Genomic DNA, 20,428 nt, shown 5'->3' on the forward strand with positions numbered 1-20,428 from the left:
GCGTAAGCGACGCGACCTAGCTCGAGAACGTGCCGTTGCGATCGCTGAAGAGATCGAGCGGCTGCGGCGGCCGCACGTCAGGCGCAGCTGACGCGACCGAGGTGAGCGAGGCATTGTTGCCCCACAATTTCTGCACGGTGGTCGAGACCGGCTGCGTGGTATCGCCGGGCTGATAGATCGAGCGGAATGCCGGCGTGGTCGGCGTATTGTCCGCGACCGTCGTCGGCGATGTCGCGCTGACGGGCGTCACGGCGTTTGTGTTGGGAAAGGTCTGGAGATAAGCGGCGTTGTCGACCATCGGCGCGGTCGGCTGCACCCCATTCGCGCTCGCAACCTGTGTCGTCGACGGCGTGCCGCCATACATCGCCATCGCGCTGCGGGTCACTTTCGAATTGGCCGCGCTGGCATAGCGCGCGTCCAGCACCGAATAGACTTCGGAGACGCTGCGGGCGCGGCCGTCCTTGGCGTAGAAGATCGAGCGGTTGGCGGAGGCGGCGTTGGGAAACAGCCGCGCACCGACCGCTTGCGGATTGTCCTCGGCATTCGCGATCAGTTTTGCGGCGCCGCCGACGCCCATGAAATGCGCCATGTAGAGTTCGCTGTCGCTCGGCCTGCGCCCGAGCAGGCCGGTGAGCTTGAAGCTGTTCGACTGCGTCAGCGCCGCCGCCATGCTGGAGGCGGCTTCCGGATCGTCACGCAGCTTCATGATCGACCGCTTCATCGCGGGATCATCCACGCTGTAGCCGCCCGACGACGTCCTGGTGATGGCGTCGGAATAGTTGCCATAGCCGAGCTGGGTGCCGGCCTCCTTCACGGTGCCGAGCCACGTCTGGTCGATGAACTGGTAGAGCCCATGCGCGGACGAGGTGGTGGCCCCTGCCGTGGGATCGAAATCCGATTCCATCTTGGCGGTGGTCAGCATGTACTGGAAGCTGACGCCGCTGACGTTCGAGGCCTGCTTGATCGCACCGGCGACGCGCGCCCGCGTCGGATCGAGACCGACCGTCTGCGTGGCACTGGAATTGTCGACCGACATGATGAAGTGCCCGCCCCGTGCGGCGTTGAGCGGCGCCGGCAATTCGGACGCCTGTCGTCTCACCGTGGGACAGGTATGGTTAATGCGGGGTTAATTCAGCCCTCACCCTCATCCCGGGCTCGCGCTTCGCGTGCCCCGGAATGCAGCGAGCTACTTCTTGTAGACCGCATCCGGATCGAACAGCCGCTCCGCATCGGTGAAGACCAGCTTGGCGCCCCCGCCCTCACCCTCGACCTTGCGATAGAAGCACGAGCGTCGCCCGGTGTGGCAGGCAGCCCCGATCTGCTCGACACGGATCCAGACTGCGTCCTGGTCGCAATCGGTGCGCATCTCGATCACGCGCTGGGTCTGACCCGAGGTCTCACCTTTTCGCCACAAGGCATTGCGCGAGCGGCTGAAGTACCAGGCCTCGCCGGTCGCGATCGTCTTGCGCAGCGCCTCGTCGTTCATGTGCGCGACCATCAGGACGTCGCCGGTGGCGACGTCGGTCGCGACGACAGTCACGAGGCCGCTGGTGTCGAAGCGCGGCTGGAAGGACAGGCCTTCCTCGGTCTCATGGGAGTGGGCGGACACGACCTTGCCGATCTATTCGCGAGGTCAGCGCGTGCCTCGCACCAGGGACAGGAAGCGGGCCTGCTCCGCCGGATTGTCGCGGAACATGCCGGTGAAGCGGCTGGTGAAGGTGGAGGCGCCATGCTTGGCGACGCCGCGCACCGACATGCAGGTATGCTCGGCCTCGATCAGCACAGCAACGCCGCGAGGTTTGAGGACCTCGTCGATGGCGGCGGCGATCTGCGCCGTCAGATGCTCCTGTGTCTGCAGCCTGCGGGCGAAGATGTCGGTGAGACGGGCGAGCTTCGACAGTCCGACGACGCGCTCCACCGGCGTGTAGGCGATGTGCGCCTTGCCGTAGAAGGGCATCATGTGATGCTCGCACTGCGAGGTGAACTCGATGTCGCGCACCAGCACGAAATCGTCGTAGCCGGCGGTCTCGCCGAAGGTGCGGTCGAGCACCTCGGCCGGACACTGGTGATAGCCCTGATACAGCTCGTCGAAGGCTTCGACGACGCGGCGCGGCGTGTCGAGCAGGCCCTCACGCTCGGTGTTCTCGCCGATATAGGCGAGCAGCGTCTTCACCGCCGCTTCCGCCTCGGCGCGCGCCGGGCGCGGCTGGTCAGCACGGACGGCGGCCGCGAGGAATTCGGCGGGATCAAGCTCGGCCGGACGGCTCTCCGGCAGCTTGTTGGGGCGGATCGGCTTGATTGTCGCGTCCATATCGACTCCGTTCGACGGCCTTAACGGCCGGAGTGTCACCGGCAGACGGGGCGGCCAAGCCGCCGGACGCCTGAAGAGAACAGTTTTGGCGCAAAAGGTCCTGAGCTGACAACGCTGGCGGCGCAGATCCGGATCACCGCCTTGCACCGCTGGACTGTTTTTCCACCAGTTCCGCCCCTATATAGGACCCTGAATGGCGCCCGCCAAGGCCGATCGGGCGCGGAAGTGCTGGACTCCATCACATGCTGAACGACATCTACAACAAGCGGATTATCGAACTCGCCGGGAATATTCCGCGCCTCGGACGGCTGCCGGACCCCGATGCCTCCGCCACCGCTCACTCCAAGCTGTGCGGCTCGACCGTCAAGGTCGACCTCAAGATGACCGGAGATACCGTCACCGACTTCGCCCATGACGTGAAGGCGTGCGCACTCGGACAAGCCTCCTCATCCATCATGGCAAGTCGGGTTGTCGGCTCGACTGCGAGCGAACTCCGTGAGTTACGCGAAACTGTTCGCAAGATGCTGAAGGAGAACGGCGCGCCGCCGGAAGGCAAATGGGAGGAGATCAAATTCCTCGAGCCTGTCCGCGACTACAAGGCCCGCCATGCCTCGACGCTGCTGACCTTCGATGCCGTGGTCGATGCCATCGGCCAGATCGAGGCCAAAGCCAAGCAGCCGGCCGCGGCGCAGGGGTAAGCGCCGCGTCGTTTCGGAGCGTCGCAAAGCGACGAACCTGGATCCCCGAGATTGCAGCGCGAGATTCTCAGGCGCGCAATTGCGCACCATAGTTCGCGCTACGCGCGCCCCGGAATGACAAGCCAGATCGAAGAGCTTACTTCGGCGTCGCCGCAGCGGCCGGCGCGGCAGCCACGCCGCCCGTCGGCACCACCGCTTCCGCCGTCTTGGTCGACTTGGCTGGCTGCTCCGGTTCCACGCCAAACCTTGCCTGCGTCTTCGGAGCAAGCTCCGCCATCGCCGGCGCGGAAATGTCCACATGCGGCAGCACGTCGGCCACGAGATCGGTCGTCACGAGATTGGTGAGCTTGAGCTCGCCGGCGTCCAGCTCATGCAGGTCTTCCCAGGGCGGAACGCTGAGCGCGAGCGACAGCAAATCGCCCGCTCCGCCCATGTCGAACGTGTATTTGGCGAGACGGCCGATGTCCCGCTCCACGATCATCAGGTCCTGTGCGCTGTAGCTCGCCGCCTTGGCATCATCGGCGCGGTCGCCCATCCAGATCTGGTGGACCCGGACATGGGCAGCTTCCGGCACGTACCGCTTCTTGCCGGCCAGCAGCAGGAACACGCACATGGATTCGCAATAGGCCTCGGGCGCGACCGCCGGACGAGCCGATTGCCCGCCGCGGAGGCTGACGCCGACGGTGGTCAGGAGGCTGAGATTGCGGAAGCGACGGCCGAGCGTGATCGCGTCATTGACCGAGCCGCCGCTGGAATCGAGCACCACGGTGGCGCCGCCGAGTTGGCGGCCGCGAGAAAACTCCTCGAAATCCTTCGGGGTATCGGCGGTGATGATGCCGACCGCGCTGACCCAGCCGCGGCAATTCGGCTCGCAGGCGATCCAGTTGAACTTCATCGGCAGCTTGCGCTCTTCGAGCACAGCACCGGCGCGGGCCGACGACCCGAGTGTCGCGACGGCGCCAGCCAGCACGACTCCACAGACGGCGGTTCCCACCAGCAACCAGCCGCGAAGATTGAGCGACGTCAGAACTTTCAAACTGGTCCCTTCCCCAAGCCCCAAAGCGATTCAGGCAAGCCCCGTTTAGCGTCCGATGAGTCTACACACGGACGTCACAAAAATGGTATCCGGGCGAATACAGATCGTCCATAGGCACTTGCTGCACTGCTCCCAAAAAGCACGCAAAATATGGCGTGGAAACAACAGCTTACAGTTCCCTGCCGCGGAACCGCGCAATCCTTCGCTCAACATCGCATCACGGCGCACATGAAGCATTCAGCCTGCGGGCATTGTTCCAGTTCGGTCGAAGGGGCGCTTCGGCTCCCACGCAGATTCGGCCGGGCACTGATCTGGCTCTACCGACATACGCTCTCGCCCCTGGTCGGTTACAATTGCCGGCATCTGCCGACCTGCTCCGTCTATGGCGACGAGGCGATCGAACGGTTCGGGCTCTGGGCCGGCGGCTGGATGACGCTCGCGCGGCTGCTCCGCTGCAATCCCTTCGGCACCTCGGGCATCGACAACGTGCCGCTCACCGCGCCGCAAGGTGCGCGCTGGTATCTGCCATGGCGCTACGGCCGCTGGCGCGGGGTCAATGCATCCTGAGATTGCTGCGATGCTTTGTGCATCGGTAGCCTGCGCGGAACCTGAGACATTCTTCCCGCGTTGTTTCGATGCTCCCCCGGGAGGAAACCAACAATGCGCTGGAAAATCAGCCCTCATCTTCACGCCAAGCTTGGGCTCACCCCCGGCTCCAGGCGGCATCACGATCCCAGAACTATGGACCTGCTCGCGATCGTCGCCTTGCTGGCGCTCGTGCTCGGCTCCGGCTGGTATCTGGCATCGAGCCTTGCGAGGCCGGCGAGCACGACGGCGTTCATCGTGCCGAGCCAGAACGTGCACTGGTAATCAGCGAAACCAGTAGAAGCGCCCGGGCGGCGGCGGAATCGGCTCGGGCGGCCGCAGCCGTTTCGGACGCGGCGGCTTCGGCGTCGGATCGGCCGACGATGTGGCCTCCCCGCCCGGCGGCGTTTCGCTGCCCGGCACCCTCACCGCCAGCAACAAGTTCGACTCATGCATCCGCCAGCGGTAGCCGACGCCAAAGTCGATCGGCTGGGCGCGTGTGAACAGCTCGGCGTAGCGCTCCTGGTAGCGGCCGGGGAATTCGCCGATCGGCCCGAGATAGCGGCCGAACGGGAAGAACCGCCACTGCCGGGCGCCGTAGTTCGCGAGCGGAATGCCGGAATCGTCCTGGATGATGGTGGCGCTGTTGGCGAGCAGCCAGTCGCGGACCACCGCGAAATCGCTCTTGTGCAGAAGATAGGATGCACTCTTGAGCAGGCTGTTGCCGGGCCCCAGCGTCTCGCAGAACTTCAGGAAGCCGGTGTTGCGCGCACCGGCATTGGAAAGGTCGGTCGCGAAATAATACAGCGTGCGCGCTTCGCCATCGGGTCCTGCAAAGGTGATGCGGGCGCCGCGCGTCGCGTTACGCCCGGGATTGTCGTCGCCGACATGCACTGCCCCCTTGTCGTCGAGCGCGATCATCTCGACGTTGCGGATGGTCTTGCCCGAGCGCGCGAGGAAGACATAGAGGATCGGCAAGGTGCCGTTGACCTGGTTGGCGTGCAGGTCGACCTTCATCTGCTTGGTGATGAAAAAGGAAAAGCTCAGGATCGAGCCGAGCGAACGCTCGACATTGTAGAGCGCGGCACCGACCGAGCCGCGGGGCAGCCGCGTCAGATCGGGCACGGCGCCGACCGGCTCCAGCGCGCCGAGCACGTAGGTGCTGGCCTTGGAATAGAAGGCGTTGGCGTAAAGGAAATCGGGGCCGCTGAACATGTAGAACATGGTCGGCCGGGGCGCGGCGAGATTAACGTCTGCCCAATCGCGGATCTTCGAGAGCTGGCGCTGTTCGAGCTGGGCGAAGGCGCCGTCGAAGAATTTTGCGTGGCGCTGCCAGCCTGGATCCCTCGTGAGCGGCTGCAGCGGCGAGTCCGCCGAAGGCTGCATGCCCGCAAGGAAGCGCGCGGTGTCATCGAAAGTGACATCGGCGGCACGGGCGGACGAGACGGCCGCAGCCAGCAAGGCAAGAGCGACGGCCACGATTCTGAGGGGTCGAAACATATCTATTCGCGATGATGTGAATGGCCAGCAGCGACCGGCCGCCTGCGGAAAACAGCATAAATCAACAGGCCCGAGAGCATGACGAGCATCCCCGAGAGCGACTGCACAGGCCGCTCGGTCAACAGGTAGTACATCATGAACCCGGTCACGAGCAGGAAAACCAGCGGCGTGAACGGGTATCCCCAGGCGCGATAGGGCCTCGGCAAGTCGGGATCGGTGATGCGCAGCTTGATGACGCCGGCGACGGTGAAGAACGAGCAGAACAGCAGCGCGAACTGGATGAAGTCGAGCACCGCCTCGAAGCTGCGCGTGAACAGCAGCAGGTTGGCGACGGCGAGCTGAAACAGGATGGCATAGGCCGGCGCGCCGCTCGTCGATCGCTTCGAGAACACGCGCAGGGCCGGAATGTCCTCCCCCATCGTCATCATCACGCGCGGGCCGATCCACATCATCGCGGAGATCGAGGAGATCAGGCCGAAACAGATCATCGCCCCGACGATCCTGCCGCCGAGACCGCCGAAGATGGCACTGCCGGCGACGCTGGCGACATCGAGCTGGCCGGCGAGCGCGCCAACCGGCGTCGAGTAGAGAAACACTGCGTTCAGCGCGACGTACAGGACGAGCACGATCAGCGTGCCCGCGAGCAGCGCACGCGGCAGGTCCCGCTGCGGCATGTTCATCTCGCCGATGATGTAGGTCGCGGCATTCCAGCCCGAGAACGAATACATCACGAAGACGAGCCCGATCGCGAAGGGCGCGCTGACGATGTGGGTGAGATCGCCGGCCTGCGGTGTGAAGGCGATCGGCTGCGGCACGCCGATGACGAAGCCGGCGACAAGGAAGGCGACGATCAGGGCGACCTTGATGATGGTCGAGATCAGCTGGAAGGTCGAGGAGTGCCTGACGCCGGTCAGCTGCACCAGCGAGACCAGCCACACCACGGCGATGGCAAGCGGGATCGGCGGCAGGTCTGGCACGACCGACTTGGCGTATTCGCCGAACGCCATCGCGGCAAGCGCGACCGGCGCTGCGAAGCCCACCGTCGCCGACACCCAGCCGGCGAGAAAGCCGAAAGCCGGATGATAGGCACGGCCGAGGAAATTGTACTCGCCGCTCGAGCGCGGAAACATCGCCCCGAGCTCGCTGTAGGCGAACACGCCGCAGAGCGCGACGATGCCGCCGACGGTCCACAGCAGCAGGATCGAGAAGCCGGACGGGATATCCTTGACCTGGAAGCCGAGGCTGGTGAAGACGCCGACCCCGATCATGTCGGCCACCACGATGGCGGTTGCGACCAGAACCGAGACCCCTGTCCCGCCTCCGGTCAGCCGGCCAGTCCAGGGTGCCGTTCCCGCATCTGATGCCGTCATCGGGGTCCTTAAGCCGAGGCGTCTTGCCTCGCGGGCGCATCGTGCAGTTTGGCCCAGTCAATTCAAGCAGGGTTAACAAGGGTTAAATGAGGCAGCGGCAGCGGGTATTTCAGCACCGCTTATCCCCGCTGTCAGACGAAAGGCCGCCGAGCCCCGGAAAGTCCCGCTCCTTCTCCCCACAATCAGGACACGATTGCGTGGTCCCTTTGAGCGTTCCGGATGTGGGGAAGTTTCTCCGGACGCTTAACGTCGCCTAAACGCCGGTCGGCTCAATTGTCTCAATAATGCCGATGGACGTGACTTTGGGGTCATGGGTGGATGGTCGGGGCCGTTCCGAAACCGAGAGCTGATGATCGTGCTGATCGGACACCGTCCGGTCGGCGCGGTCGTGCGCTCCGGGCCGGCCTGATCTCAGCCTTGGTGCCGCTGTCGCTGACGCTGGTTCAATGCGGCAAGGCGCCGAACCCAACGGCGCTCGCGGCGAACTCGCAGGCCAATGTGCAGGTGGTCGCCAAGACCAACACCCAAGTCGCGAGTGGCGACACGTTCGAGGACCGCTTCCCGGCCCCCCAGTTCAGGGAGCGCTTCCCCTCGGCGAGCGAAAGTCTCCTGCAACGGCAGATGTCGGACTTCTCGCCCAAGCGCGCCGTTCAGCACCAGCCGCCGGAGCAGGCGCCCTACAAGGTCGCATCGCTCGAGCCGCAGGTCCCCTATAAGCGTTCGCCACGCGACGATTTGACGACCCTCGTCAGCATGAAGTCGTCGGCCTTCCCCTATTTCGGCAACAACCCCGCCTCCGACGCGCCGTTCCTCAACATCTCCAAGGGCGACCGCCGCGGTCATCGCAGCTATTCCGGTCGCGTGTTCTGGCAGGACGAGACCTACAATGACAGCCGCGTGCTGGTGCACGTGCCCGAGCATTTCGACGTGCGCAAGCCGGGCGTGATCGTGGTGTTCTTCCACGGCAACGGCGCAACGCTCGAACGCGACGTGCGCGATCGCCAGCTGGTGCCCAAGCAGATCACCGATTCCGGCGCCAATGCCGTGCTGCTTGCACCACAGATGGCCGTCGATGCCGCCGATTCCAGCGCCGGCAAGTTCTGGCAACCGGGCGGCTTCAAGCGCTTCATGGCGGAATCGGCCGACCACCTCGCCCGCGTCACCGGCGATCCCAACAGTGCGCGCGCCTTTGCCAACATGCCGATCGTGATCGTCGGCTATAGCGGCGGCTTCCTGCCGACGGCCTGGAGCCTGGAGGTCGGCGGCATCAGCGACCGCGTCCGCGGCGTCGTGCTGCTCGACGCCGTCTATGGCGAAATGGACAAGTTCGCATCCTGGATCGAGAGCCACCGTTCCGGCTTCTTCGTCAGCGCCTACACTCGCGGCACGGCGCGGCGCGACCGCGAGCTGATGAGCACGCTCCGCCAGAAAGGCATCAGCGTCGCCGAGGACATGGATGGGCCGCTCCGTCCAGGCAGCGTCGTGTTCGTCGAGACCGCCGACGGCATCACCCATCGCGACTATGTCACCCGCGCCTGGACGCGGGATCCGCTCAAGGACGTGCTGGTGAAGATGGCTGCGACGCCAGCGCTGGCGGTGACGCGGGTGGCCTCCACCAATCCGTCGGCGGCGAGCCGCTAACCGATTTTGCGCGCGGCGGTATTCGGCTGCGTTGCCTGCAATTCTCGCAGGCTCTGATCAAAAGGTGATGTTGATGGCCGAAATCCCCGGAAGCCGCCGGATTGCTTCCGCCGGCAAGGCTCATACTTTGCCGGCCGGTTTGTGATTGGAATTCTGCGGGGGCGGCAGAGCGTCAGGGATTGTACAAGGTCGACTTCCACACCGTGCACGGAACGGGCTGCGGCGTCGTCTATGTGATGGATGGCAGGATGCGCGGGGGCAATTCCGCCTTCGCCTTCATCGGCACCTATACGGGCGAAGGCGACAGCATCAAGGTCAAGATCTCGACCCATCGCTACAATGACGACCCGTCCTTCAAGGCGCTGTTTGGCATCGACCGGATCACGCTGGCGCTCGCCGGCCGGGAGGACGGCGACACCGCGGAATTCGAGGGCAACGCACTGCAGGCGCCGGGCGTTGCGTTCCGGGCCGTGCTCAGTCGGATCAGCGACTGAGCCTCAGCCGATCCAGCCTCAGCTCTTGCAGCCTCAGCTCTTGCAGCCTCAGCTCTTGGGCAGCTTCGGGATGCTCTCGGCGAAGCCGTTGTAGCAGGCGAGCCGCTCGTCCTCTTCCTTGAAGAACTTGCAATCGGCATAGCCCTTGGCCTTCGCCGGTTTCGGCTTCGGCGCCGGCGGAATAATGGCGTCGTAGCAGTTCAGCCGGTCCTTGGTGCCGTCATCGAGCTCCAGGCAGGCCTGGAGCCGCACCGCGATCGACTGCGGCTTGCCCTTCGGCGCCGCGGCCGGCTTCGCCGCCGCTTCCTTGGTCCCCGCCTTGGTACCCTTGGGCTTGACCTGCACCAAGGGCTTGTCCCCGACCATCGGTGGCTTGTCGGCTTGCGCAAACGCGGAGGCTGAATAGAGCACCGCGGCAACCGCCAGAATCATCCTCATTTCAGTCAACTCTCTTTGGTCCCCATGACCGGCCTTCTAGCGCTCCCGCGCGCGGTTTGCCAAGCACCTTGCGCACAGGAAACGCGGCAGTCAGGCCGCGGCGGCAACCCGATGGGGCCGGGTCAGGACGATCAGGATCAGCGCCAGCACGACGAAACCGACTGCAACGAAGCCGAGCGTATGCAGGAGCTCGCGGGCGAACAACAATCCTCCGATGGCGGAGCCGACGGCCTGGCCGATATAGAGGACCGACGTGTTGAGCGCGACGGTCGCCGATGCCAGGGGCGGCGCGGCGGCAACCAGCCGCACCTGCTGCATCGAATTGGTCGAGGCAAAGCCAAGGCCCCAGACCGCGACCCCGGCCGCCATGGAGGCAAGCGCGCCTGCGCCGATCGCCCAGCCGGCGATCCCGGTCAGCAGCAGGCAGGCGAACAGCAGCGACGTGCGATAAGGCCCCCAGCTATCGACGATGCGGGTGGCGATGACGACGCCGAGGAACCCGCAGACACCGTAGAGCGCGAACACCATGCCGATCGCATCGGGGCCGGCGCCGGTGAGCTTGCCCAGCAGCGGACCCATGAAGGTGAACACCACGAACTGCCCCGACATCTGCAGCATGGTGATCGCGAGCAGCAGCAGAATTGTCTTGTCGCGGCCGACCTCGCGCCAGGTTTTCAAATCCACCGGCACCCCCTTCAAGCCCGCCGGCAAGCGCAGCAGCAACAGCAGAACGCTGAGACAACCGAGCGCGCCGATCCCGCCATAGGCCGCCTGCCAGCCGTAACGGCTGGCGATGAAGGTGATCAGCGGCAAGCCGACGGCGGCAGCCAGCGACCAGCCGAGAAAGATATAGGCGATGGTGCTGCCGCGCCGCTCAGTCGGCACGATCATCGCCGCGGTGCCGGCGGCCTGCGGCGTATAGAGCGCACCGATCGCGAGCATCACGAGACGGATGACGAGGAGGCTGGTGTACCCGGGCGCAAGGGCCGAGGCGAGATTGCCGAGCGCGAGCACCGCGAGCGTCGTCGTCAGCAGCGCGCGCCGTTCGATGCGGCTGGTCAGCCAGGCCGTCAGCGGCGAGCCGATGCACAGCGTCACCGCGCCGAAGGTGATCAGCAGCCCGGCGGCATGAATGCTGATGTCGAGCCCCCTCGCCAACTCCGGCAGCATGCCCGCCGGGGCCAGCACGGAGCAGCCGGTGACGAGATTGCCAAGCATGAGGGCAGTTGGCGCGAAACGGCCGGCGGCAGGGGATTTTTCCATGCAAATGCATGTAGAGCAGGCCCGCTGCCCGTTAAAGGCCCGTTGCTCGAAATAGTTGGTGCCAGGCCCAGGCTTTTGCGCGCCGATTTCTTGGAATTGCCGGATTGCGCAGGCCGAATCGCCTGATATATCGCTCGTTCCCGCTTACCTGCGCTCGTTCGCAGGAGTGAGCCTCAGGAGAAAAGCAATGACCGAACAGCCCCCCAAATCCGAGTCCGGCTTCCAGTACAGCCTCTCCAATCTCAAGCCCGTGACCCCAGCCGCCAAAATCACCCTCACCTTCCCCGACGGCGCCAAGCGCGAATACGAGAAGAGCATCACGGGCCTCGATATCGCCAAGGGCATCTCGCCGTCGCTGGCCAAGCGCACGGTTGCGATGGCGCTTGACGGGGTGCTCACCGACCTCAGCGACCCCATCGAGGACGACGCCAAGATCGAGCTCGTCAACCGCGACGATCCGCGCGCGCTGGAATTGATCCGCCACGATTGCGCCCACGTGCTCGCCGAAGCCGTGCAGACGCTGTGGCCGGGCACGCAGGTCACCATCGGTCCGGTGATCGAGAACGGCTTCTACTACGATTTCTTCCGCAACGAGCCGTTCACGCCGGAAGACTTTGCCGCGATCGAGAAAAAGATGCGCGAGCTCATCGCGCGCGACAAGCCTTTCACCAAGGAAGTCTGGGACCGCGAGAAAACCAAACAGGTGTTCCGCGACAAGGGCGAGGCCTTCAAGGTCGAGCTGGTCGATGCCATTCCCGGCACCGAGCCGATCAAAATCTACTACCAGGGCGACTGGTTCGATTTGTGCCGCGGCCCGCACATGACCTCGACCGGCAAGGTCGGTAACGCGTTCAAGCTGATGAAGGTTGCCGGCGCCTATTGGCGCGGCGACAGCAACAACCCGATGCTGACCCGCATCTACGGCACCGCCTTCGCCAAGCAGGAGGACCTCGACGCTTATCTCAAGCAGATCGAGGAAGCCGAGAAACGTGACCATCGCAAGCTCGGGCGCGAGCTGGACCTCTTCCACTTCCAGGAGGAAGGTCCGGGCGTCGTGTTCTGGCACCCGAAGGGCTGGACCATCTTCCAGCAGCTCATCGCCTATATGCGCCGCCGCCTGACCGGCGATTACAGCGAGGTCAACGCGCCGCAGATCCTCGACAAGGTGTTGTGGGAGACCTCGGGCCATTGGGGCTGGTACCGCGAGAACATGTTCGCGGCGCAATCGGCCGGCGACGAGGCCGAGGACAAGCGCTGGTTTGCGCTCAAGCCGATGAACTGCCCCGGTCACGTGCAGATCTTCAAGCACGGCCTGAAGAGCTACCGCGACCTGCCCTTGCGCCTCGCCGAGTTCGGCGTGGTGCATCGCTACGAGCCGTCCGGCGCCATGCACGGGTTGATGCGCGTGCGCGGCTTCACCCAGGACGACGCGCACATCTTCTGCACCGAGGACCAGCTTGCCGAGGAATGCCTGAAGATCAACGACCTGATCCTGTCGACCTATGCCGATTTCGGCTTCACCGGCGATCTCACCGTGAAGCTGTCGACCCGGCCGGAAAAGCGCGTCGGCACGGACGAGATGTGGGATCACGCCGAGCGCGTGATGGCGACGGTGCTGCGCGAGATCCAGACGCAGAACAACCACATCAAGACCGAGATCAACCCGGGCGAAGGCGCCTTCTACGGGCCGAAATTCGAATACGTGCTGCGCGACGCCATCGGCCGCGACTGGCAGTGCGGCACCACGCAAGTCGACTTCAACCTGCCGGAGCGGTTCGGTGCGTTCTACATCGACCATGACGGCGGCAAGAAACCGCCCGTGATGGTGCACCGCGCGATCTGCGGCTCGATGGAGCGTTATATCGGCATCCTGATCGAGCACTATGCCGGCAACTTCCCGCTCTGGCTGTCGCCGGTGCAGGCGGTGGTCACCACCATCACCTCGGAAGGCGACGAGTACGCCAAGGTGGTGATGGAGCAGGCCCGGCGCGCCGGGCTTCGGGTCGAGATCGACCTGCGCAACGAAAAGATCAACTACAAGGTCCGCGAGCACTCGCTGGCCAAGATCCCGGCGCTGCTCGTGGTCGGCAAAAAGGAGGCCGAGACGCATTCGGTCTCGGTCCGCCGGCTCGGCAGCGACGGCCAGAAGGTGATGACGACCGAGGAGGCGATTGCCGCGCTGGTCGACGAGGCAACGCCGCCGGATGTGAAGCGAGCGCGCGGGACCGCCTGACGTCGTTCAAGCGGCCCTGTCTTGCCCAACTTTAATGAGGGACTCGGCCGGAATGCCGAGCCCCTCATGCAGGCGTCGGATCATGCTGAGCGTCAATTCGCGCCGCCGGTTGAGCACCTCGTGAACCCGATTGCGGCTGCCGATAAAGGGAATCAAGTCCCTTGGCTGCAGGCCGCTCTGCTCCATATGATACTTAATGGCTTCTACCGGATCCGGCAGATCGAGCCGGTAATGCTTACGCTCCCACGCCTCCACGAGCGTCACAAGCACATCAAGCCGATCGCCCTCAGGCGAGTTTCGGCGCGCACTCATCAACGTCTCGATCTCTTTGAGGGCGCGACGATAATCCCGGTTAGACTTGATTGGCGCGATTTCCATCATCGACCTTCTAAATGGTTTGCGCATCGATTGCGTCGTATTGCCGATGCGTTCCGACAAAGCGGACATAGACTACGCGGTATGGGTAATTGATCCAGACCACGACACGATATTTGTTGCCGGCGACGTTGAAGACGACGCGGCCATCCCTGAGGATGCTAGCGGTTCTGATATCTCGCTTGACGTCCGCGGGCTTCGCCCAATCGGCCCGCTTGACCTGCCGAAACCAAGCCATCAGAGGTTCGCGAGCGTCGGAAGGCTCGCTCGCCCGATCGAGAAATGCCTTGATCGTGCTGAGCGCTATGATCCTCATTCTATTCATCTTAGCATAGTCCCAAATTGGGACCACAACTTTCTGGCCGGGCCAGTAGACTCATAATCCCTCTAAAATCTCTTCCATTCGTCGTCTGCCATGCCTATCTCCGGGCGGAAGTAGCAAGCCATAAGGACGCCCCGTGCCCGACGCCATCGAACTCCTGAAGACCCGCCGCTCGGTCAAGCCGCGCGAGATGACCGGGCCCGGCCCCTCTGCGGCCGAGCTCGAGACCATCCTCACCATTGGCGCGCGCGTGCCCGATCATGGCAAGCTCGCCCCCTGGCGCTTCATCATCTTCGAGGGTGACGCCCGCCAGCGTGCCGGCGAGGTGATCGCAAACGTCTTTGCGCGGAAGAATCCCGGCGCGCCGGCGCCCGACGTCGAGATCGAGCGCAAGCGCCTCATGGATGCGCCGCTGGTGATCGGCATCGTCAGCTTCACCAAGCCGCATCCGAAAGTGCCGGCGTTCGAGCAGGAATTGTCGGCGGGCGCCAGCGCCATGAACATCGTCACGGCCGCGACCGCGCTCGGCTACGGCGCCTGCTGGCTGACCGGCTGGTTCTCGTTCGATCGCGACGTGCTCGACGGCCTCGGCCTCAAGCCGGAGGAGAAGCTCGCCGGCTTCATTCACGTGGGCAATCCGACCAAGCCGAGCGAAGACCGTCCGCGGCCGTTCCTTTCGGAAATCGTGACGCGTTTTTAAGCGATGTCGTGTTGACGCCTCTCGCGTCTTGCGGCTTTGATCGCGCCGAGGGAGGAAGGTCGGATGAGACGCCGTGAATTTCTGGTCGGGGCCGCGATGCTCGCCGGCACGATGGCGCAAAGCCGCGCTGCCGACATCCCCGCCCCGTCGCCGGACGGGCTCGACCGCATCACGGCGTATTTCAACGACGAGGTCACGAGCGGCCGGCTGCCGGGCGCCGTGATCCTGGTGCAGCAGCACGGCAAGCCGGTCTATCTCAAGACCTTCGGCGTGCGCGACACCCGCACGGGCCTCGCCATGACGCCCGATACGGTCTTCGCCATCCACTCGATGACCAAGCCGATCACCTGCCTCGGCGCGATGATGCTGATCGACGAGGGCAAGCTCGCGCTCACCGATCCTGTGTCGAAATACGTCCCGCTGTTCGCGGGCACCAAGGTCGGCCTCGAGGTCACCCTGCCCGACGGCAAGCTGGAGCTCGACCTCGTGCCGCCGGTCCGCCCCGTCAACATCGAGGACCTGCTGCGGCACACCTCGGGCATCAGCTACGATTACATCGGTGGCAAATGGGTCGAGCAGGCCTACAAGGCCGCCAACATTTTCGAAGGCCAATTCAACAACAGGGAGTTCGCCGACCGCATCGCCAAGCTGCCGCTGGCGCGGCAGCCGGGAACCCTGTGGCGCTACGGCCATTCCACCGACGTGCTCGGCGCTGTCATCGAGATCATCTCGGGCCAGACGCTGTACGAATTCCTGAAGGCACGCATCTTCGATCCGCTCGGCATGACCAGCACCAAGTTCGCTCTGGCGACGGAGGACGAGCTGGCGCGGATGGCGCGGCCGCTGCCGAACGATTTCATCCTGCTCGCCGCCGAGCGCGAGCGTCTCGACCATCCCGAATGGCAGTCCGGCGGCGGCGGCCTGCTCTCGACCATCACCGACTATCAGCGCTTCTCGCAGATGCTGCTCAATGGCGGCGAGTTCGAGGGCAAGCGCTATCTGAGCCCGGCCGCCTTCAAGGCGATGACGACCGATCATATCGGCCCCGGCTCCGGCGTCGGACGCGACTACTTCTATTTTCCGGGCGACGGCTTCGGCTATGGCTATGGCCTTGCGGTACGGACCGATCCCGGCAACGCGAAACCGCCGCCGCCGGGCTCGCTCGGCGAATTGAAATGGGACTCAGGGAGCGGCACCTATTTCGGCGTCGATCCCAAGCTCGACATGGTCTACCTCATGATGCAGCAGACCCAGAACGAGCGCAGCCGCATCACGCCCGCCTTCAAGGCGCTGGTGTACGACTGCTACCCCGAGGGGCTACGCCGCCCGTGAGGCGCGCTGACCGAAATCGGCGAGCAGCTTGGCGATCTCGGCCGCGGGCCGCGCCGCGCTGAACAGAAAACCCTGCACCTCGTTGCAGCCTTCGACGCGAAGCCAGTCGAGTTGATCCTCGGTCTCGACGCCCTCGGCCGTCGTCGTGATGTTGAGGCTGCGGCCGAGGCCGGAGATCGCGCGCACGATCGCGCTGCAATCGGGCCGCTGCGCCAGGTCCTTCACGAACGAACGGTCGATCTTGATCTTGTCGAACGGGAAGCTGCGCAAATAGCTGAGGCTGGAATAGCCCGTGCCGAAATCATCCATGGAAATGCCGACGCCGAGCTCGCGCAATTGATGCAGGATTGCGAGATTGGCGTCGGTCTCTGCCAGGAAGATCGACTCGGTGATTTCGAGCTCGAGCCGTCGCGGCGACAGGCCGGACTGCGCCAGAGCCGAGATCACGACCTGCACCAAATTGCGGCTGCGGAATTGCGCCGGCGACAGATTGACCGCGACCTTGACATCGGCAGGCCATTTCACCGCCTCGGCGCAGGCCTCGCGCAGCACCCACTCCCCCAACTGGGTGATGAGGCCGATGTCCTCGGCGACGGGAATGAACTCAGCCGGCGAGATCATGCCCTTGTCGGGATGACGCCAGCGCAGCAGCGATTCGAAGCCGGAGATGCGGTCGGATGCGATCGTCACCAGCGGCTGGTAGTGCAGCTCGAACTCGCCATTGGCGAAGGCGCGGCGCAGATCGAGCTCCAGATCGCGGCGCTTCTGCGCCTGCAGATCCATCTCGCGTTCGAAGAAATGGTGCACGCCGCCGCCATCGGACTTTGCCCGGTACAGGGCCATGTCGGCATTGCGCATCAGCTCCTCCGGCGTCGTGCCGTCGCCGGGCGACAGCGCGATGCCGATGCTGGCGCCGATCACCATCTCCTGGCCGTCGAGATCATAGGGCGCCTTCAGCATGTCGATCAGCAGGCCAGCGCAGGCGCTGGCCTCGTTCGGCGAGACGTCGGCACTGAGGATCACCGCGAACTCGTCGCCGCCGAGCCGGGCCGCGAGATTGGCGCCGCGGACCGCCTTGGTCAGGCGCCCGGCGACGTCCTTGAGCAGGCGATCGCCGACGGGATGACCGAAGGAATCGTTGATGTTCTTGAAGAGGTCGAGGTCGATGTAGAGCACGCCGACGCGCTTGTCCCCGGCCTGGTCCAGGGCCTGCTTCAGCCGCTCCTGGAAATATTCGCGGTTCGGCAGGTCGGTGAGCCCGTCATGGTGCGCCATGTGCGCGATGCGCGCCTCGGCCTTGCGCCGCTCGGTGATGTCGACCACCGCGACCAGATAACCGTCGCGATCATCGAAGGCGACGCGGCGGCCGAAGGTGAGCACTTCGATCTCGCTGCCGTCGGCGCGCAGGTGCCGCCAGTTGCGCGAGGAATGATAGGCTTCGCCGACGCGCTCCAGCGCCTCGGCGTGGCTTTCCCACTCGTCCTCCGGCCAGATCTCGTGCAACTTCATGCGCAGGAAGGTGGCGCGGCTGTAGCCGTAATGCTGGACAGCGGCGTCGTTGACGCCAAGGAACTGCTTGGTCTGCGCCTCGAACACCCACATCGGCATCGGGTTGTTGTCGAACAGCAGGCGGAACGAGGCGTCGCGCCGTTTCAACGCGGTGACATCGGAGATCGTCAGCGAGACCACGTCGGCGAAGCCCGTGGCACTGAGACGGAGATGCCGCCCCTCGCTCTCGATCTCAAGCTGCTCGCCGCGGCCGCCCGCGACGGCCTTGAGCAGAAAGTCCATGACCTCGGGCAGAGCCAGCAGCGTAGTGCCCTCGCCGATCCGCCGCCACAACAGGCTTCCGTTCGCAACCTTCAGCAGCGCGCCTGCACTGTTGTTGTGATGCACGATCTGGAGATCGGACGGCTTGCCGCCGGCGTCGCGCAAGGTCGTTAGCGAGATCACCGCGTCGTCAGTCGAGGCGAAGATCGCGTCCAGCAGATTGTACTGCATGCCGCGCTCGTTGATATAGGCGCCGACCAGCGTGGCGCCCCAGCGCGAGGCTGTCGGCAGCGCCAGCAAGTCGTAAGTCCTGACCATGCCGTCGCGCACGCAATACGCGCTGGCGTGATGCGGCTGTCCCGTCGTCAGCGCAATGGTGGCGGCTTCCGTCAGCGCCGTGGCGCAATCGGGCGACAGATCCGAAACCGGAATGTCCCAGCTCTCCTCACCGAGCCATTTCTGCACGTAACGTCCGCTGCGCGACAGTTCGAGCGCGCCATCGTTCCTCAGGAGCGCGATGTGATCGGCAAGCCGTCCGAGACTGCCGAGCATGACGTCCTCGTAGCGCGGCAGCCGGTCACCCGGCTTCAACGCGGCACGCCATTTGCGCTGCAGCACCGGGATGTCTTCGAACATTTCGGCGGCCGGTTTTCCCGACATCTTCTTCGCAGCATTCATGGCAGTCCCCAACGCACTTTCCGGGCGCATCCAATGCAGGCGCACTTAACGACGTGTAAAGAGCGCGCGAGCGTGGGTTCCGTTCGGCGATTATGACAGTTTTAAGTCAGGTGTTGGTTAGTGCGGATTAGAGACTATGACGGTCGCGCGAAGGCCACCCTCTCGTATCGCGGACGCGCTGCGCGTAGCACTTTTCAACGACAGACACACCTTCGCATCCTCGCGGCTCATTTGCCCGAGCTTTGCCTGGTCGCATCACGCCCATTGAAAGAGGGCGCAGGGAAGACCGGGTGCCGGCCGGGCACCCACGGTCCACTGTGCGAAAGGTGGCAACAAGAATTTGCACAGCGGCATACAGGTGGAGCCGAGCATCCGGCCTTCCCTGCGCAGTGGTTTTACGGCTTATGTCGCGCTCTCCTCGGGGAGCGATGCACTATTGCCCCCGTCGCCTTGCGGATGGCTGATGCACGTGCCCGGTCGGGCCGCCGCATCACCACAAGACTTGACGCACAGACTGCGGGCGCCAGGACCACACGATTTTTGCCGTACGCCGATCACACCGGTCGTATGCGCGAGGTGCCTTGCTCACGGTGCCCGCCCTGCAAGACTCTTTCGCGCCGATGCAATCAGCGTTCACCGCCGCCCGGCCCGCATTCGTGACGATCGCGATACGCCCCTCTTCCTTGGGCCGGGTTGCCGCGACACATACGCGCTTTCCGAATTTCGGTAAAGTGGAATGTTTTCGGTACGAGCGTTGACCCATAGCTCGGGTGTTTCGCCCGTCGGCCAACGCAAGGGATTGTGGCCGCAGGGTGCCTGCCTACGGAGCCTTGGCAGCCAACCTCTCGATCACGAGGTCAAGCAGCGCGCGCAGGCGGGCAAGACGCCTGAGATCGCGGTGATAACCGACATAGGTGTCGCGGCCGGGCGGCGTCGTGCCGATGTCGAGCGCGACGAGGCGGCGGTCGCGATCGCCGAGCAGACGCGGCAGCACCGCCAGTCCACCGCCGCTCGCACATAGCTCGGCCTGCGCCTGCCTGTTGTTGCTGCGCGAGGCGATCTGCGCATTCGGCAGCGTGCGCTTCAGCCAGACCGCGTCCGGCATGTCGGCGAACTCCGTATTCATGGTGACGACGCGGACAGCGCTGCCGTCGCCGGCGCGCGGCGGCTTGCTGCCCTTCTTGCCATAGAGCGCGTAGGGAATGTGCAGTAGCTTTCTGGAGATCACCTCGGGCTCGCTGAACGGCTTGATGCGGAAGACAAGATCGGCCTCGCGCCGCGGCAGGCTGTAGAGCCGCGCATCGGTCAGAAGCTCCACCGTCACCTTGGGGTGGCGCTTGCCGAACGCGGCGATCACCGGCGACAGCATCACCGTCCCGAACCAGTCCGACGACGACAGGCGCAACAGGCCGTCGAGTTGCGTCTCCGCACCCGACACATGTCGCTCCAGCGCGAGCGCCTCGTCCTCGATCCGCTCGGCGTGGCGGAGCACGGCGGTGCCCTCGTCGGTCAGCACGAAACCATCCGCCGTGCGCTGGAACAATTTCTGTCCCAGCGCTGTCTCGAGCGCGCGAAGCCGCCGGCCCATCGTCGGTTGGGTCTGGCCGATCTTGCGCGCAGCGGCGCCGAGGGTGCCTTCGCGGGCAATCGCCAGGAAGATGCGCAGATCGCTCCAGTCCATC

At 64.7% G+C, this 20,428-nt stretch carries 20 protein-coding genes; 8 read left to right on the top strand and 12 right to left on the bottom strand.

Annotated features, from left to right (window positions below; translation table 11 throughout):
- Nucleotides 1–16: 16 nt before the first annotated feature.
- From ML401_RS21815 to folE, 3 genes are all read right to left on the bottom strand, one after another.
- Nucleotides 17–1,078, bottom strand: coding sequence for a lytic transglycosylase domain-containing protein (locus ML401_RS21815; protein ID WP_194402962.1), 1,062 nt, complete (start codon nucleotides 1,076–1,078; stop codon nucleotides 17–19).
- Between the two features lie 108 nt (nucleotides 1,079–1,186).
- Nucleotides 1,187–1,609 (bottom strand): phosphoribosyl-AMP cyclohydrolase, encoded by a 423-nt coding sequence (gene hisI, locus ML401_RS21820; RefSeq protein ID WP_259213211.1) that lies wholly within the window; start codon nucleotides 1,607–1,609, stop codon nucleotides 1,187–1,189.
- 24 nt (nucleotides 1,610–1,633) lie between these two features.
- Entirely contained in the window at nucleotides 1,634–2,311 is a 678-nt protein-coding gene (gene folE, locus ML401_RS21825) for a GTP cyclohydrolase I FolE (RefSeq protein ID WP_194402964.1), read from the bottom strand.
- 242 nt (nucleotides 2,312–2,553) lie between these two features.
- Between folE and ML401_RS21830 the strand changes: the two genes are divergently transcribed.
- Nucleotides 2,554–3,009: an iron-sulfur cluster assembly scaffold protein gene (locus ML401_RS21830; RefSeq protein WP_126257965.1), complete on the top strand. Its 456-nt coding sequence runs from the start codon at nucleotides 2,554–2,556 to the stop codon at nucleotides 3,007–3,009.
- A gap of 136 nt (nucleotides 3,010–3,145) precedes the next feature.
- Here ML401_RS21830 and ML401_RS21835 read toward each other — a convergent pair whose 3' ends face one another.
- Nucleotides 3,146–4,045 carry a hypothetical protein gene (locus ML401_RS21835; protein WP_285806871.1) on the bottom strand — a complete coding sequence of 300 codons (900 nt, stop codon included), beginning with the start codon at nucleotides 4,043–4,045 and terminating at the stop codon, nucleotides 3,146–3,148.
- 228 nt (nucleotides 4,046–4,273) lie between these two features.
- Between ML401_RS21835 and yidD the strand changes: the two genes are divergently transcribed.
- A complete protein-coding gene (gene yidD, locus ML401_RS21840) occupies nucleotides 4,274–4,612 on the top strand; it encodes a membrane protein insertion efficiency factor YidD (RefSeq protein ID WP_194402966.1) in 339 nt (112 codons plus the stop codon).
- Nucleotides 4,613–4,705: 93 nt separating this feature from the next.
- Entirely contained in the window at nucleotides 4,706–4,915 is a 210-nt protein-coding gene (locus ML401_RS21845; RefSeq protein WP_285806872.1) for a hypothetical protein, read from the top strand.
- On the opposite strand, the gene ML401_RS21850 is transcribed toward ML401_RS21845, so the two are convergent.
- Nucleotides 4,916–6,130 carry a hypothetical protein gene (locus ML401_RS21850; protein WP_285806874.1) on the bottom strand — a complete coding sequence of 405 codons (1,215 nt, stop codon included), beginning with the start codon at nucleotides 6,128–6,130 and terminating at the stop codon, nucleotides 4,916–4,918.
- A gap of 2 nt (nucleotides 6,131–6,132) precedes the next feature.
- Nucleotides 6,133–7,500: an APC family permease gene (locus ML401_RS21855; RefSeq protein ID WP_285806876.1), complete on the bottom strand. Its 1,368-nt coding sequence runs from the start codon at nucleotides 7,498–7,500 to the stop codon at nucleotides 6,133–6,135.
- Nucleotides 7,501–7,818: 318 nt separating this feature from the next.
- Here ML401_RS21855 and ML401_RS21860 point away from each other — a divergent pair, with 318 nt between their 5' ends.
- Together ML401_RS21860 and ML401_RS21865 are read left to right on the top strand one after the other, a co-directional pair.
- Nucleotides 7,819–9,141, top strand: coding sequence for an alpha/beta hydrolase (locus ML401_RS21860; protein WP_285806877.1), 1,323 nt, complete (start codon nucleotides 7,819–7,821; stop codon nucleotides 9,139–9,141).
- A gap of 179 nt (nucleotides 9,142–9,320) precedes the next feature.
- On the top strand, nucleotides 9,321–9,635 hold the full coding sequence (locus tag ML401_RS21865) for a GrlR family regulatory protein (RefSeq protein ID WP_285806878.1): 315 nt from the start codon (nucleotides 9,321–9,323) through the stop codon (nucleotides 9,633–9,635).
- A gap of 48 nt (nucleotides 9,636–9,683) precedes the next feature.
- Here ML401_RS21865 and ML401_RS21870 read toward each other — a convergent pair whose 3' ends face one another.
- Together ML401_RS21870 and ML401_RS21875 are read right to left on the bottom strand one after the other, a co-directional pair.
- The gene (locus ML401_RS21870) at nucleotides 9,684–10,073 is read right to left on the bottom strand and encodes a hypothetical protein (RefSeq protein ID WP_194402972.1); all 390 of its coding nucleotides are present in this window, start codon (nucleotides 10,071–10,073) and stop codon (nucleotides 9,684–9,686) included.
- Between the two features lie 90 nt (nucleotides 10,074–10,163).
- Nucleotides 10,164–11,336: an MFS transporter gene (locus ML401_RS21875; protein ID WP_285806879.1), complete on the bottom strand. Its 1,173-nt coding sequence runs from the start codon at nucleotides 11,334–11,336 to the stop codon at nucleotides 10,164–10,166.
- Between the two features lie 187 nt (nucleotides 11,337–11,523).
- Here ML401_RS21875 and thrS point away from each other — a divergent pair, with 187 nt between their 5' ends.
- Complete coding sequence (gene thrS, locus ML401_RS21880) at nucleotides 11,524–13,569, top strand: threonine--tRNA ligase (protein WP_285806880.1); 2,046 nt, start codon at nucleotides 11,524–11,526, stop codon at nucleotides 13,567–13,569.
- A 6-nt stretch (nucleotides 13,570–13,575) separates the two neighbouring features.
- On the opposite strand, the gene ML401_RS21885 is transcribed toward thrS, so the two are convergent.
- Nucleotides 13,576–13,947: a type II toxin-antitoxin system HigA family antitoxin gene (locus ML401_RS21885; protein WP_194408370.1), complete on the bottom strand. Its 372-nt coding sequence runs from the start codon at nucleotides 13,945–13,947 to the stop codon at nucleotides 13,576–13,578.
- A gap of 10 nt (nucleotides 13,948–13,957) precedes the next feature.
- Nucleotides 13,958–14,260: a type II toxin-antitoxin system HigB family toxin gene (locus tag ML401_RS21890; protein ID WP_194402975.1), complete on the bottom strand. Its 303-nt coding sequence runs from the start codon at nucleotides 14,258–14,260 to the stop codon at nucleotides 13,958–13,960.
- A gap of 142 nt (nucleotides 14,261–14,402) precedes the next feature.
- Here ML401_RS21890 and ML401_RS21895 point away from each other — a divergent pair, with 142 nt between their 5' ends.
- Nucleotides 14,403–14,966: a nitroreductase gene (locus tag ML401_RS21895; protein ID WP_285806881.1), complete on the top strand. Its 564-nt coding sequence runs from the start codon at nucleotides 14,403–14,405 to the stop codon at nucleotides 14,964–14,966.
- Between the two features lie 63 nt (nucleotides 14,967–15,029).
- Nucleotides 15,030–16,298: a serine hydrolase gene (locus ML401_RS21900; protein ID WP_194402977.1), complete on the top strand. Its 1,269-nt coding sequence runs from the start codon at nucleotides 15,030–15,032 to the stop codon at nucleotides 16,296–16,298.
- On the opposite strand, the gene ML401_RS21905 is transcribed toward ML401_RS21900, so the two are convergent.
- Both ML401_RS21905 and ML401_RS21910 read right to left on the bottom strand, forming a co-directional pair.
- Nucleotides 16,284–18,746, bottom strand: a complete 2,463-nt coding sequence (locus ML401_RS21905; RefSeq protein ID WP_285806882.1) for a bifunctional diguanylate cyclase/phosphodiesterase — start codon at nucleotides 18,744–18,746, stop codon at nucleotides 16,284–16,286. The genes ML401_RS21900 and ML401_RS21905 overlap by 15 nt on opposite strands.
- A gap of 820 nt (nucleotides 18,747–19,566) precedes the next feature.
- Entirely contained in the window at nucleotides 19,567–20,427 is an 861-nt protein-coding gene (locus tag ML401_RS21910; RefSeq protein WP_285806883.1) for a LysR family transcriptional regulator, read from the bottom strand.
- Between the last annotated feature and the right edge of the window lies 1 nt (nucleotide 20,428).

Origin of the sequence: Bradyrhizobium sp. 62B, assembly GCF_030272265.2 — a bacterium.
In the GTDB taxonomy this organism is placed as follows: domain Bacteria; phylum Pseudomonadota; class Alphaproteobacteria; order Rhizobiales; family Xanthobacteraceae; genus Bradyrhizobium.